This window comes from Chroococcidiopsis sp. TS-821, assembly GCF_002939305.1.
Classification (GTDB): domain Bacteria; phylum Cyanobacteriota; class Cyanobacteriia; order Cyanobacteriales; family Chroococcidiopsidaceae; genus Chroogloeocystis.
The window spans coordinates 760,677-775,433 of the sequence record NZ_MVDI01000001.1 but is presented as its reverse complement, the minus strand read 5'-3'; the positions used below and the strand labels follow the sequence as shown (position 1 = coordinate 775,433).

General features: G+C 42.7%; 9 protein-coding genes and 1 pseudogene. 8 read left to right on the top strand and 2 right to left on the bottom strand.

Annotated features, from left to right (window positions below):
• The first annotated feature begins 165 nt into the window (after positions 1 to 165).
• Both ccsB and tilS read left to right on the top strand, forming a co-directional pair.
• Positions 166 to 1,212 carry a c-type cytochrome biogenesis protein CcsB gene (gene ccsB, locus B1A85_RS03675; protein WP_104545541.1) on the top strand — a complete coding sequence of 349 codons (1,047 nt, stop codon included), beginning with the start codon at positions 166 to 168 and terminating at the stop codon, positions 1,210 to 1,212.
• Between the two features lie 15 nt (positions 1,213 to 1,227).
• Positions 1,228 to 2,214, top strand: a complete 987-nt coding sequence (gene tilS, locus B1A85_RS03670) for a tRNA lysidine(34) synthetase TilS (protein ID WP_104545540.1) — start codon at positions 1,228 to 1,230, stop codon at positions 2,212 to 2,214.
• Here the strand turns inward: tilS and hmpF are convergent.
• Positions 2,211 to 3,899: a pilus motility taxis protein HmpF gene (gene hmpF, locus B1A85_RS03665; protein WP_104545539.1), complete on the bottom strand. Its 1,689-nt coding sequence runs from the start codon at positions 3,897 to 3,899 to the stop codon at positions 2,211 to 2,213. The two genes, tilS and hmpF, sit on opposite strands and share 4 nt — an antisense overlap.
• Before the next feature lie 594 nt (positions 3,900 to 4,493).
• Between hmpF and B1A85_RS03660 the strand changes: the two genes are divergently transcribed.
• From B1A85_RS03660 to rsmH, 6 genes and pseudogenes are all read left to right on the top strand, one after another.
• A complete protein-coding gene (locus B1A85_RS03660; RefSeq protein ID WP_015187576.1) occupies positions 4,494 to 4,859 on the top strand; it encodes a response regulator transcription factor in 366 nt (121 codons plus the stop codon).
• Between the two features lie 9 nt (positions 4,860 to 4,868).
• The gene (locus tag B1A85_RS03655) at positions 4,869 to 5,405 is read left to right on the top strand and encodes a chemotaxis protein CheW (RefSeq protein WP_104545538.1); all 537 of its coding nucleotides are present in this window, start codon (positions 4,869 to 4,871) and stop codon (positions 5,403 to 5,405) included.
• Positions 5,406 to 5,429: 24 nt separating this feature from the next.
• The gene (locus B1A85_RS03650) at positions 5,430 to 8,018 is read left to right on the top strand and encodes a methyl-accepting chemotaxis protein (RefSeq protein ID WP_104545537.1); all 2,589 of its coding nucleotides are present in this window, start codon (positions 5,430 to 5,432) and stop codon (positions 8,016 to 8,018) included.
• Between the two features lie 85 nt (positions 8,019 to 8,103).
• A complete protein-coding gene (locus B1A85_RS03645) occupies positions 8,104 to 8,925 on the top strand; it encodes an Hpt domain-containing protein (protein WP_104545536.1) in 822 nt (273 codons plus the stop codon).
• A gap of 1,348 nt (positions 8,926 to 10,273) precedes the next feature.
• A pseudogene (locus B1A85_RS25925) lies at positions 10,274 to 12,217 on the top strand (response regulator); the annotation flags it as partial.
• Between the two features lie 180 nt (positions 12,218 to 12,397).
• A complete protein-coding gene (gene rsmH / locus B1A85_RS03635) occupies positions 12,398 to 13,291 on the top strand; it encodes a 16S rRNA (cytosine(1402)-N(4))-methyltransferase RsmH (protein WP_104545534.1) in 894 nt (297 codons plus the stop codon).
• Here rsmH and B1A85_RS03630 read toward each other — a convergent pair.
• A complete protein-coding gene (locus B1A85_RS03630) occupies positions 13,288 to 14,571 on the bottom strand; it encodes a PAS domain-containing sensor histidine kinase (protein ID WP_246841308.1) in 1,284 nt (427 codons plus the stop codon). The two genes, rsmH and B1A85_RS03630, sit on opposite strands and share 4 nt — an antisense overlap.
• Positions 14,572 to 14,757: the final 186 nt, after the last annotated feature.

Here is a 14,757-nt window from a genome sequence, read left to right as displayed (position 1 = left end):
AGATAGGATCAAAATAGCTTAGCGGTTAAAAACTGCGGTGACATAACCAAAATCTATGTTTATCGGTTCATAAAGTGGACTACCCTGCAGAAAGCCGCGAATTGATTCGCTAGGCTTGACTATCAAGTCAGATTCGATAAAAGTGAGAGAACACAAAAAACTGTTATGGATCTCGTTTTACTACAGAACTTATTAGATAATGCTTCGTTCGCGATTCTCTTTGTAACAATGTTGATCTATTGGATCGGAGCAGCATTTCCAAACATCAACTATCTTCCAGCGTTAGGAACTGCAGGCATGGCGATCGCTAACTTGTGTATTGCCACACTCTTAGGAGCAAGATGGTTAGAAGCTGGATATTTTCCAATCAGTAATTTATACGAATCTTTATTTTTTCTCACTTGGGGAATAACAACTGTCCACCTGATCGCCGAAAACAATACCCGCAGTCGCTTGGTAGGAGTTGTAACAGCACCTGTTGCGATGGGAATTACGGCTTTTGCTGCACTGACACTACCTGAAGATATGCAATCTGCTGCACCGTTAGTTCCGGCATTGAAGTCAAATTGGCTAATGATGCACGTTAGCGTGATGATGTTGAGTTACGCTGCTTTGATGGTAGGTTCGCTATTGGCAATCGCGTTTCTTGTCGTCACTCGCGGGCAAAAAGTCGTCCTTCAAGGTAGTTCAGTCGGTACTGGTGGTTATCGCAACAATGGCTATGGTTTGCACAAAGCAGGTGAAGTAGTCGCGTCCACCGAGGAAGTTCATTCAGATAACGGCGTTACAACTTTTCAAAGTAATGGTAGCAGCACTGCAGTCATTGAGGCAGTAACAACGCTGCAAACTCCTCAATCTACAGTTTCTTCCGAACCTCTCTCACCTCAGCGCCTCAGCTTGGCAGATACGCTCGACAATATTAGCTACCGCATAATTGGTTTAGGATTTCCGCTACTCACAATCGGTATCATTGCAGGTGCCGTTTGGGCAAACGAAGCTTGGGGTTCATACTGGAGTTGGGATCCAAAAGAAACCTGGGCGCTGATTACATGGCTTGTCTTTGCAGCTTATCTTCACGCACGGATTACTCGTGGCTGGCAAGGGCGCCGTCCAGCAATTCTAGCAGCAACGGGCTTTATTGTTGTTTGGATTTGTTACTTGGGCGTAAATCTTTTGGGTAAAGGACTACATTCTTACGGTTGGTTTTTCTAAGCGCTTGGCTGATTGATGGCTAAATGCTCGAATTGGAGTCTACTACACGCCAAGGTACATCGTACGCTGCGATCGCGTTATCTTTTGCCACGCGACCGTCGGATACTTGTTGCTGTTTCAGGAGGACAAGATTCGCTGTGCTTAGCCAAACTCCTTTTAGATTTACAACCTAAATGGGGATGGGATTTGGGTATTGCCCACTGCAATCATCAATGGCGGAGTGATGCTGCAGCCAATGCTACTTACGTATCTCAGCTAGCACAATCGTGGAACACGCCCTTCTACAGCGAAACTACCGATCGCGCATTACGTAGCGAAGCCGCAGCCAGACAATGGCGCTATCAAGCTTTGAGTGCGATCGCGCACAAACACCAATACAAATATATTGTTACAGGTCATACAGCAAGCGATCGTGCTGAAACACTGCTGTACAATTTAATTCGCGGCAGTGGTGCAGATGGTTTGCAAGCACTGACATGGTGTCGCGCACTCACACCAGAAATTAGCTTAGTACGTCCTCTATTAGAAGTTACGCGAGCAGAAACTGCACAATTTTGTCAAGATATGCAATTGCAGGTTTGGGAAGATTCTACTAATCAAGACCTCAAGTATGCGCGGAATCGAATTCGTCAAGAACTTTTACCATATTTGCATCAATTCAATCCTAAAGTTGAGCAAACCCTAGCTCAGACCGCAGAAATTTTCCACGCAGAGGTAGAATACCTAGAATCAGCTGCCGAACAACTCCAGCAAAATGCAACTATTACGAGCAATGATGCAACAGTTAAGCTCGATTGTCTTGTTCTGCGTAACGCACCTTTAGCTTTACAACGTCGCGTCATTCGGCGAGTGCTGCAACAAATGCAAACGGCACCCAGCTTTGCGCAAATTGAAAAAATCACTACTTTGATAACAGCTCCGAATGGTTCGCAAACCGATCCGTTACCTGGCGGCGCGATCGCCCAAATTAAACAAAATTGTCTTTGGATTTCTAAAAACTAAGGTACTGCCATTTCAATACTTGGGATAAGGCTTTGCAGAACCTGGCGGATCTGCGCGATTGTTTGCTGCAGGTCACTATTACTGAGTGTCGCGGCGATCGCTTCGAGTTGCTGTTGTAGGCTGTTCCAATTGTCTTGAAGTGGTTGCAAGACTTCTTGCGATAACTTGATTTTGCCGGAAGTTTCTGCAATGCTTGCCTGCAATGAGTGTAGTTGCTGTTCTAAATTTTGCCATTGCTGTTGTTTAAGTGCTTGCATTTCGGTTTGCGTATTAACCAAGCTCTGTAGATAAACAATGCTCGATTCTATTTGCGAAAGCTCTTGTTCTAGCTTTTGTAGTTCCTCAGCTTTTTGTTGCTTGAAGTCTTCGACTTGTGCTAACACAGGCTGCAAATCTATACTTGGCTCATCACCAATCATCGTAAAATTGTGACAACCTTGCCGACGCCAGAGAACGTGTAGATGCTGTTTGAGAATTGCTTTACGCTCGCGCAAATTTTGCCTTTGCCCGACTAAAGTTTTATTCAGCATTTGGTAGCGATCGTATTCTTCAGCTAACTCAGCCTCTAAGTGCGATCGCTCTGAAGAATCACTCTGAGTTAATTGTGTTTGCAATTCTTCCACAGCTTGCTTTTGCAATTTTAGTTCTTCTTCTTGGTCGCTAACAAACTGAGAATTCTTAGCTAAATCTTCCTGTAAGTCTTGTACAATCTGCTGTAGCTGCTCAATGGGCATTTGTTCTAAATCTGTTACGTTAACCTTTTCACTAACATCTACTTGCGTAACAGATTCTGCAATTCGAGACACTTCTCGGTATAACTCTTCATGTTTTTGTAATTGCCACTTTAATGTCTGCGCGTGTTCTTGTTTATAGCTTAAGACAGTAGTTTGTACCTTTAATTCAGATAAAGATTGTTCTAATAAGCTTTGAGCTTGTTGCCATTCAGTAAAGCTTTCTTGCCACGTTTGCACAATGCCTTCAAACTCTTGTTGTTGCTCTTGAGTATAAATTTGCTGCTGTTCTAGTTGTTGCCAGTGCTGATTTAAAGTATTTTGTCCAGTAGCAATACTCGCCAGCAAAAGCGTCAGTTCTTCTCGTAATGATACATCAGGTACATTGTTAGATAGATGCTCCACTAACTCTTGAATTTGACGTGCTTGGAATTCATCTATTCCTAAGTGTTGCGATTCTTCCCAACGACGCCGTTCACTCTGTAGCTGCTCCCAAGCTGTTGCTAAATCTTGACGACTAGATTCAATTTCTTGGTGTCGCGCTTCTAGTTCTTTAAATTCAGCTTCCATCTGCTGAAGTTGTTCTAAACGCGCTTCCATTTCCATGTTGCGGCGATTCATTTCCTGACTTTGGTAAGTCAAAGACTGCTTCCACTGCTCAATTTCTTCTTCCTGACGCTTAAACTTTTCGAGTATGCGCGAGAAGCTTTGCAAAATATTAACCAAAGGACGCCCTGCTTCTTGCAGGCGTTGCACTTGTCGATTTGCATTTAAATCTGCTAATACAAGCGCTCCTGTTGAAAAATTACTAGCTTCTTCTGCTGTAATGATTTCTTCACCTGGTACAGGATTCCAACTTTGATCGCTTCGCTGAAAGGCTAGTAATTTAATTTCAGCCTTCCCAGCACCCATAAACCCGCTTTTTTGCTTTTGAACTTCTGCTAAATACAGCACTCTGATTGTCCTCTTAGATTACCTTGATTACTTTAAACTGTGCAAATAATTCGAATTGGTTTAACTTAAAGTTCTAGCTATTTTTTTCAATAATTAATTTAGTATTTTTTTGTTTTTTACAAACGATTTTAATCTGTTAAACTAACCATCTAAAAATGAAATACTAAATCAAGCCTCTATAATTATTTGATTTTATAAAAATTAATTTAAAAAAGTTTTTTTTGAAACCTTTAACATATTTTTTAGCGATTCGTATACTTAATCAAATACATTTAATAGCATTATCATAATTTATTAACACCTGCTACCGTGGATTTACTGAAGACAGCAAACTTACCAAGCTATTTGTAATAAAGTAATCAGTAAATTTTCGCTTGGTTACCCACAGAGTTAGCGTTAACTTAGATTTGTAGTTAAGTAATTTCAAGATAGTGTATCAAATTAAATCTGAATATTAAACAACTACCAATTACTGCTATTTAGAATATATGTAGAAAAATATTAACACTTAATCATCAACTTTATTTTGAAAATTATTTGCGAACAGCTAGTTCCTGAGCTAGCAAGTTTTATCCAGGAGATAAGTTAATAGTTATGGCAACAGTTTTAGTTGTGGAAGATAGTCCCACACAACGGGAAATTATCATACAACTCTTACAAAAAAGTGGTTTACAAGTTACCGTCGCCCATGATGGGGTTGAAGCTTTAGAGCAAATTCAAGTGTCTTGTCCATCGATCGTTGTCCTTGATGTTGTCATGCCACGAATGAATGGATATGAGCTTTGCCGTAAGTTGAAAACAGACCCAAAAACTCAAAATGTGCGGGTGATCATGTGCTCGACAAAAGGAGAAGAATTTGACCGTCATTGGGGAATGAAACAAGGCGCAGATGCATATATTGTTAAACCCTTTCAGTCCAATGAATTTTTAGGAACGGTGAAACAACTGCTGCAAGGATAAATCGACCCCATGAGCGGTAATCTAGAATTATTAATAACAAGTGATAATCCAGAGCAAGTTGCAAATCAGCTACAAGAGTTAGAAAGACCAGAGGGAGAACTGCACTTACGGTTTTACTTAGCATCTGGTCAAGAGCTAGCCTTCAGCGCAATGGCAATTAGAGAAGTGATTTCTGCACCACCCGATCGCATTACACCAATTCCTAACACTTCTCCTTTACTGCTAGGGACGCTGAATTTACGCGGGCGAGTCATTTGGGTAGCTGATTTAGGACAATTTTTAGGTGAAACATCTGCGGTAAATACAGATCGAGCAGAAATTCCGATTATTGCCGTAGAAGATCAAGAAACAATTATAGGGTTAGCTGTAGAACAGATTGTTGGTATGGAGTGGCTAGATGTTGAGGCAATTCAGCCGCCAACGACAACAGATAATATCACTCCATATTTGCGCGGTGAGTGGTTATTAGGCGATCGCACCCATCAGTGTCTTCGACTGCTCGACCAAAAAGCAATTATTCGGAGTAATCGATGGGCAGCAGTATGAAATTAAGGCAAGCGGAGACGGTAAATGACATTAAGTATCAATCACGCTCAGGAATACCAAGAGGCACAAAAAGCCTACATCCAAGGAAACTATGAAGCAGCAGTAGCAATTGTAGAACGATTACTCCAAGAGTTTCCTGAAGATCCAAATAGTCACTTGTTGCGGGGACATCTTTACTGCATACATCAACAATTCGCTCAAGCACAAGCCGAGTATCGCACTGTTATAGAGCTTGCAGAAGATATAAGTTTGATAGATTGTGCAAACGAAGCACTAGAGTCGATTGGTCAATACGAAAGTTCTCAACAATCAGTCAACTCGACAAACTCTTCCGAGAAAGAGTTTGAAGACACTTATTTATTAATGGATATTGCTAACGACGCTGAAACACCCCTCACCCACGAGCAACCTGAAGACCGCGAACTCGCTGCATTTGAGGAATTTGATCCCCATAGCTTTGATTTCGAGCATTTTGATTACAACACGCCATCGATTTCAGAATTTGAGTCCCCGTTTCCCGATGCTTTTAGTTCTGCACCCGACGATCGCGCGCTGGATGCAACGTCAATCGATACATTTGCCGATCCTTTCGCCATAGCTCAACCCGAAGTTCCATCGTCAATTGGTAAAACAATACTACAAGATGATGAATTACCAGGTAATTCAGACTTATTTGCAACTACCGCAGCCGCAGAAAACTTAAATGAAAGTGTTTCTGAGCCGGTAGCTACAGAAACGTCTGAACTTGAAGACACTTTCGGTTATCCTGCCTCACAACAACACGCGGCTGAAGTAGAAGATCAAACATTGCTTTTGTCTCCGACAAAGTTGCAAGTCGAAGAAGTTGAACTTCCTTCGGCAGAAGAATCAAAAATTGAAGATACCTTCGGCTCAAAAGTTCCTGTTAACAACGGATTTGTGCAAGACGAGCATACAACCGCAGATCCTGCAGCACGTACATCCATACAGGAATTTTCGATTACTGAATTTGAGACCTTTGACGATTTGGGCACTGTTCCTGAATTTGAGCCTTCAGTATCCGAGATCGTAGCGCCAAATAATAATAATGATGAAAATGTCATTCTAGGCGATTTGCCAAGTGAAGTCGCAGCTACACCAACTCTGAATGAATCGGTTTCCCCTCAAACAGACGATCCTTCAGCTGCATCTAGCAATCATGCTCAAGGGTGGCGTCAGCATTTTGAAAATGCTTCTTTAGAGAAAAAACAATGGTTAACTGCCAGTAGCGTCGGCGTTGTCTCAGCGGTTGTAGTTGCTGCTCTCAGCTTGGGTAGCTCGTTTCTCACTCCTGTACCAAGTAGAGCCGCCGTCAGAAATACTGGTTGGATGCTGGCAGCAGCAGCGGGAATAGCAGGTTTTACAACAACACGTTTTCTCGGTCAAATCACAACGAAACAAATCAAACGCGCAACTGCAGATCTCTATCTACAGTTTGATGCACTGCGAGAAGGAAATTTCACTCCACAACCTGCTTCGCAAGACGAATTAGGTCAACTCGTAGCTAAATTCAATGAAATGGCACATGTCATTCAAGCGACAACGAGTGAAGCACAGCGCAAAGCGCGACAACAAGAAGCAGAAAAAGAAAATTTGCAACGCCAAGTTATGCGCTTACTCGATGATGTTGAAGGTGCAGCGCGGGGAGATTTGACAGTGCGTGCGGAAGTCAGTGCTGACGTGATGGGTGCGGTTGCTGACTCGTTCAACTTGACCATTCAAAGCTTGCGGGAAATTGTGCAACAAGTGAAAATTGCGGCAAAGCAGGTGAGCAAGAGTGCTACAGATAGCGAAACATTTGCTCAAAGCTTGTCTTCCGAAGCGTTGCGCCAAGCTGAAGAACTTGCAGTAACGCTCAATTCGGTTCAGGTGATGACCGAAGGAATTCAACGCGTTGCAGAAAGTGCCCGCGAGGCAGAGTTGGTAGCGCGTTCGGCTTCAACAACTGCTTTGAAGGGAGGAGAAGCGGTAGAAAGAACGGTTGCAGGTATTTCGGAAATTCGCCAAACGGTTGCAGAAACGACACGTAAAGTTAAGCGCCTTGCTGAATCATCACAAGAAATTTCCAAAATCGTTGCCTTAATTTCGCAAATCGCTTCGCGGACGAACTTGTTAGCACTGAATGCCAGTATCGAAGCGGCACGGGCGGGCGAAGCTGGACGAGGTTTTGCCATTGTAGCCGATGAAGTTCGTCAACTTGCAGACCGCGTTGCTAAAGCACTGCGCGAAATTGAACAAATTGTTAAGCAAATTCAAAGCGAAACAGGTTCTGTAATGACGGCGATGGAAGAAGGTACGCAACAAGTTATTCAAGGAACGCACTTGGCGGAACAAGCCAAGCGATCGCTGGAAGACATTGTGCAAGTTTCTAATCGTATTGATACACTTGTCGGTTCAATTACCGCAGAAACCGTCGCGCAAACCGAAACTTCGGTTGCTGTGGCTTCGGTAATGCAATCTGTAGAATTAACCGCTCAAGCTAACTCGCAAGAAGCGCAACGCGTCTCTGGATCTTTGAAAAATCTTGTGAAAGTTGCAGGCGATTTACTTAACTCAGTCGAACGGTTCCGCGTAGAAACAACAGAATCGAACTAAAGATGAGTAGTTCGTAGCATAGTTAAACCAGCAACATTGCAACATTATTAGTCTATTTTTGTTTAACTCACTCATTAGAATTCTTATGGTACAAGAGCAAGAACAACGGATTTTAGGCTACTTTATTGATGAAGCTAACGACCACCTCAATACAATCGAGCAAGGGTTAGTCAATCTCCAAGATACACTGGCAGACGCAGAAATGATCAATGCCGTTTTTCGCGCGGCGCATTCGGTCAAAGGTGGTGCTGCGATGCTAGGATTTGATAGTATTCAACAGACATCGCATCGTTTAGAAGATTATTTTAAGCTTCTCAAAGAAAACTCAACAATTCAAGTTGACCGAAAACTAGAAACATTACTTCTGCAAGTTTTTGATACTTTGCAAGAATTAATTAGGCATTTAGAAACATCATTATCGCTTCCTGAGCAGGTTGTGGATAATTTAATGGCAAAAACCGAGCCTGTATTTGCTGAGCTAAATCAGCATTTAGAACTGCTCGTGCAGCAAGCTAAAGAAAGCGATCGCCACTCTAATGCTTCACCTACCAACGAGTCAATTAGAAATGACTTGTTGCCAGTTTTTCAAAACCAAGTTATGCAAAAGCTGCGCGAGATGCTACAGCTATTCAAGCAACCTGAAACACCACAAAGCCGCCAACAACTACAAGAATGCTGTCAGCAACTATCACAATTAGGTAATCAGTTGCAACTACCTAGCTGGTCTAAAGTTTGCGAAACTGCATCAGAAGCGATCGCCAATCAAGATAATAACTATCGTACGCTTGCTCCTGTTGTTATTAAAGACCTCAAACAATCACAAGAATTAGTTTTAGCAGGTCGAATCGCTGAAGTTTCGACAACCCAACAGCTACAAGCCCTCTCGACTAAAAATGTACATAATTAGTCATCTTTTTAATCGTTTAACTACGAAGCATTCACGAACCCAAAGAACTACCATTGAGGAGCCAAAAGCTCATCAGGTATCTTTAATACTAGGAGAATCATCAATGTAGCTCGATATTAGTGAGGAAAGACATCTCCTCACTATCTACTATTAAAAATATATTTATTTCAATTAAATTGATAATTTTCAAAATATTAACTTTAATCTAACTACTATGCTGCCAGAGTCAGAACAGCACACTTCAGAGTTTGACAAAGAATCTACCGAACAAGATATTGAAACTCTCTCAGAGAATGCAAAACAAACAAATATAGATATTGAACGCGAGTTCAACAGTTTGTTTGAAACAGAAAAAACAAGCAATTTGAATAACTGGTTATTATCAGAAACGCCGAAAAATATAACAAATATTGAAACATCTCCTAATTTTCAAGAATTAGACTTTGGCTTAATTTCAGATAGCGAACTTGAAATTCAATTATCTGATGACTCGCATGACGAATTTAAGTTTAATAGTTTATTTTCTACACAAGTTGAAGAAACGCTACTTGATTCAGGTGATGCAGACCTCGATTTTTATAGCTTGTTTTCAATTTCAGAAGATACTGAGGAGCCAAGTCAGTTAGAAGAACCTCAAGATAATGTAATAGGAGAAGTTCAACAATTATCACTTGACAACCAGCAGTCTAAGGAAACTAACTCTGAGCAAAAGCATTTTAATATAGTAGATTTTTGGTTTGAAGAAGATAGCACTTCACAAACTGAAGTACAGAATAACAGTGAATTGAATAGGCTTACTGAAAATGCCAGTGAATCAAATTTAGAAAAATCGACTCTAGACAAGCGCGAGTCAGTAACAAACTCTGAACTAGAATTTAGCGTAGATGCAGACGTTACTAGCTCTGATAGCACAAACCAAGAAGTCAATCATTCTACAGACATACAGCTCGAAAAAGAAACAATTATTCAGTCATTTTCAGAAGTAGATTTTGTAGATTTAGAATCGCTACTAACTGAGGAAGACGTCGCACATAGTAAAGATAATAAAGATAATGTAGAAGAGGTATTAGCTACAGAATCAAAACCGATTGAGCAAGACTTAGAAGTTATCGATGAGTTTGACGAATTAGAAGCACTACTGACAACTGATGTCACTGCAGTAGAAACGACAGAAGATTTTGCCGAACTCGATGCACTGTTAGAAACACAAGCGATCGCACCAGCACCAGACAACGAGTTTGCCGAACTAGAAACTCTCCTCGAAGACGAAGCGCAAACTCAAAAGCGCGAAGAACCTGTATCCGAACCAGTAGCAAAAACATCGCCTCCGGTAGCCCGCAAAGTAGCGTTTGAGCAAACAATGCGGGTTTCGGTTAAGCAATTAGATGGAATTGGTAACTTAGTCGGAGAACTCGTTGTTAACCGCAATAGTTTAGAACAAGACCAACAGCGACTGCGTCAGTTCACCGAAAATCTCTTACATCGCGTGCAACAACTCAACGAGTTAGGAATCAGAATGCAGGAGTTGTACGAGCGATCGCTGCTGGAAGCTTCTTTGCTGAGTAGTCGTTCGCACTCGCGTTCCGAATCAATTGATGCGGATAAAACTCCAGAACGTCATGCTACTGGGATGGATTTTGACGCGTTAGAAATGGATCGGTTCACAGGCTTTCATACCTTATCGCAAGAGATGATCGAAATGATTGTCCGCGTCCGCGAGTCTGCGTCTGATATTGAATTCGTTACAGATGAAACTGAACAAGTCGCGCGGCAATTTCGTCAAGTGACAACTCAACTGCAAGAAGGAATTACGCGATCGCGCATGATTCCATTTTCCCAAATTGCCGACCGCTTACCGCGTGCAGTCAAAGATATTACACTCAAATACGGTAAACAAGCTGAACTCAAAATTGAAGGTCGCGACACCTTAATCGACAAGGTGATTCTTGAGCAACTTTACGACCCGATGACGCATTTAGTCAATAATTCGATTACACACGGTATTGAAACTCCTGAAGAACGTATTGCGCAAGGTAAATCGCCAACAGGCACAATTACGATTCGTGCTTTCCATCAAGGAAACCAAACGGTAATTTCAGTATCTGATGACGGAGCAGGTATCGATCCTGACCGCGTGTTAACCAAAGCAATTCAAAAAGGGTTAATTACAGTTGCCCAAGCACGCACCATGTCACGCGCAGATGTATACGACTTGCTGTTTCATCCTGGTTTTAGTACCAAAGACCAAGTCGATCAGTTTGCCGGTCGGGGTGTAGGTATGGATGTTGTGCGTACCAGCCTTAAAGAAATTCGGGGCATTATCAACACCGATTCTACACTAGGTCAAGGAACAACATTTACAATTCGCCTTCCACTAACTTTAAGTATTTGTAAGGCATTGTGCTGTTTAAGCGACAAAGCGCGCATTGCATTTCCAATGGACGGTGTTGAAGATATGCTGGATATCCCAGCGTCTTCGTTGGTGAAATCAGAAGACGGTCAACTTAGTGTTGCGTGGCGGGACTTAGTATTGCCATTACATTCTTTAAAAGAATTGTTACATTACAATCGCGTTCTTGGTCGTGGTAACGTTTATGGCAGTAACCGCGATGAAGATTTAGTTTCGGTTGTTGTATTACGCTCGGCAGGAACTTTTACCGCACTGCAAGTAGACCAAGTTTTAGGCGAACAAGAAATTGTGATTAAGCAATTTGAAGCGCCAATCTCAAAACCGATTGGTATTGCTGGTGCAACGATTCTGGGCGATGGTCACGTGATGCCAATTGCTGATGTATTGGAATTAATTGATTTATCGCTCGGACGCATTCAACATAGAAATCACGAACTGCTGTGGACAACAAGCGCGACTCCTAGCAAGCCAATCGCGACAGAACCTGTCAAGACTGAGCCGACGGTGTTGATTGTTGACGACTCGATCACAGTCCGCGAGTTACTCTCACTCACCTTTAACAAAGCTGGCTATCGTGTTGAACAAGCACGCGATGGTCAAGAAGCTTGGGACAAACTACGCGATGGTTTACCGTGCGATCTCATCTTCTGCGATATCGAAATGCCCAGAATGGACGGCTTGGAACTGCTATCGCGCTTGCAGCAAGAGCCTAGCCTCAGCGAAATTCCCATTGCAATGCTGACATCGCGAGGCGCCGAAAGACATCGCCAAATGGCAATTCAACTCGGTGCAAGTGGTTATTTCACTAAGCCCTATTTAGAAGAAGTTCTACTCGATGGTGCTGCACGAATGCTGCAAGGTGAGATGTTGGTGGTTAGCTAGGATCGCCTGGCAAATCAATTCGCGGCTCAACTGACGCATAAATCAATATTGTAAAAACCTGTGAGGACAAGCTTTGTTTGTGCAGCTGCGGTTTCAACCGCTGCAATTACAGTTATGAGTTGTCAATAATTGCGAGGAATTGAATACAGTAAAAAAAGGGTTTTTAACGATAACTAACCGATGACCACATCCCAAAGTGGAATTGATAGCCAACCTACATTTGTTCACGTACCTGTTTTAAGTCGGGAGTTACTCGCTGAGTTAGTCGTGCGTCCTAGTGGACATTATCTTGATGCAACGGTGGGTGGTGGCGGTCATAGTCGCTTGATTTTAGCAGCAGCCCCAGATGTGCGCGTGACAGCGATTGACCAAGACACAGATGCGATCGCCGCTGCGCAAGTAACACTTGCACCTTATCAGGAGCGCGTCCAATTTTGGCACGGAAATTTCGCCGAATATCAACCGCAAACGCAATTTGATGGCATTATTGCCGATTTGGGCGTGAGTTCGCACCACTTCGATGCACCGGAACGCGGTTTTAGTTTTCGTCACGCAGCACCTTTAGATATGCGGATGAATCAGCAGCGATCGCTCACTGCGGCTGAAATTATTAATCATTGGGATGAGGCACAACTTGCAGATATCTTCTTTAAATACGGTGAAGAACGACTATCGCGCCGAATTGCCCGTCGAATTGTCGAACAGCGTCCGTTTCAGACAACAACACAACTAGCTGAAGCGATCGCATCGTGCGTACCTCGTCAATATCGTTACGGTAGAATTCATCCGGCGACGCGGGTTTTTCAAGCTTTACGGATTGTTGTCAATGATGAGTTAACGGTGCTAGAAACTTTCTTACACCGCGCCCCGCACTGGTTGTTACCACAAGGCAGAATCGCGATTATTAGCTTTCATAGCCTAGAAGACCGAATTGTTAAACACGCCTTACGCGCTGCGCCTCAATTGCAAGTTCTCACAAAGAAACCGATTACACCTCAAGAAGATGAGTTGGCAACAAACCCGCGTGCGCGATCGGCAAAGTTGCGAGTTGCACAAAGACTGCTTGATAATTAACAAGGAACTCGCCGAGGAATTTCAACACAGAAAGTCGAACCTTGACCTAGCTCACTCGTGACAGCGATCGACCCGCGCATCATTTCGACTAAGCGATCGGTGATTGCGAGTCCTAAGCCCGTACCGCCGTGTTGACGAACGAGCGTTTGATTGACTTGACGAAACTCTGTAAAAATTTCATTGAGGTCGTCTGCTGCAATTCCAATTCCTGTATCTTGAACCGCGATCGCAATTTGTTCGCAAGCAGGTTCGCCAACAGAAACTTGAATACTACCAGAGTCTGTAAATTTAATCGCGTTTGACAGTAGATTAATTAAGACTTGGCGCAAGCGATATTTATCGTTGAGAATTATGGGATTTTGTAAATCTAATTGCACTTGTAATGTTAATTGCTTCTGCTCGACTAAGGGGTGCATTTCTTCTGTAGTCGCATGAATAAGTTCTGCCAAGTTGAACTCTTCAAGTTGTAATTCTAAGCGACCTGCTTCGAGTCTAGAAAAATCCAAAATTTCGTCAATTAGGTGCAGCAAGTGTTTTCCACTATTGAGAATGCGCTTTACCATACTTGCTTGTTGAGGAGACAGGCGATCGCTAGGATTGCGAAGTAGCAGTTGCGAAAACCCAATGATCGCATTCATCGGGCTACGCAGTTCATGCGACATTACCGCGAGAAAGTGCGATTTTATGCGTGCGGTTTCGCGCAGTTGCAAGTTTTGTAATTCAATCTCGCGTAGTTTTGCTTCGGCTTGCTTGCGCGCAGTAATATCTCGCATTAACCAACGCCAACCTGTGGTATTACCATCGTTGTTGCGGATTGTCGCAACAGTAAAAGCCGCATCAAAGCCTGTACCGTGACGCGGAAATAAGCGTAATTCCCATTCTTGAAGTCGTTCGGTGTTGCGGAGTTGTTGCAGTCGGCTGCGGAAGGCGCTGCGTTGTTCGTAAGGAATAAAATTGATGATTGGCTTGCCTAACAAAAACTGCTGTGGAACATTGAGCATTGTCGCCGCAGCACGATTGGCTTCTTTAATGGTGCCTAGCTCATCAGTAACTAAGTAGCCATCCGGAGCAAATTCAAATAATTCTTGATATCGCTTACTTTCTGCTTCAAGTTGAGCGCGCATACTCGCCAAAGCTTCATTTTGCTCAAGTAGCTCTTCTTCAGCGACGCGCAACTCTTCTAGCGCTATGCGCAATTCTTCTAGCGAGTCAGCAGCGAGTTCTGGTTCGCAAAAAGATGAACTTGTTTGCTGATACAGTTTAGCAGCGCGCTCGTACATAAACCTAAGTTGGTGAGAAAACTGTTCAGTATTCACTTTTAACTTTTATTTCTTAAGTTTTTTTTAATGCTGTGCTTGAAATACTAGCTATTTTAAATAAGCGGAAAATACCCTGAAAGTATGAAAATCGATCTGCATGTGTTGTTTGCTTAACAATTGATTAAGATTAAGCCAACGTAGCGAGTA

Excerpts from the sequence above, each read along its gene's own strand:
- B1A85_RS03645 (WP_104545536.1), top strand. The coding sequence starts at position 8,104 with ATGGTACAAGAGCAAGAACAACGGATTTTAGGCTACTTTATTGATGAA.
- tilS (WP_104545540.1), top strand. The coding sequence starts at position 1,228 with ATGGCTAAATGCTCGAATTGGAGTCTACTACACGCCAAGGTACATCGT.
- B1A85_RS03630 (WP_246841308.1), bottom strand. The coding sequence starts at position 14,571 with ATGTACGAGCGCGCTGCTAAACTGTATCAGCAAACAAGTTCATCTTTT.
- B1A85_RS03650 (WP_104545537.1), top strand. The coding sequence starts at position 5,430 with ATGACATTAAGTATCAATCACGCTCAGGAATACCAAGAGGCACAAAAA.
- ccsB (WP_104545541.1), top strand. The coding sequence starts at position 166 with ATGGATCTCGTTTTACTACAGAACTTATTAGATAATGCTTCGTTCGCG.
- B1A85_RS03655 (WP_104545538.1), top strand. The coding sequence starts at position 4,869 with ATGAGCGGTAATCTAGAATTATTAATAACAAGTGATAATCCAGAGCAA.
- B1A85_RS03660 (WP_015187576.1), top strand. The coding sequence starts at position 4,494 with ATGGCAACAGTTTTAGTTGTGGAAGATAGTCCCACACAACGGGAAATT.
- rsmH (WP_104545534.1), top strand. The coding sequence starts at position 12,398 with ATGACCACATCCCAAAGTGGAATTGATAGCCAACCTACATTTGTTCAC.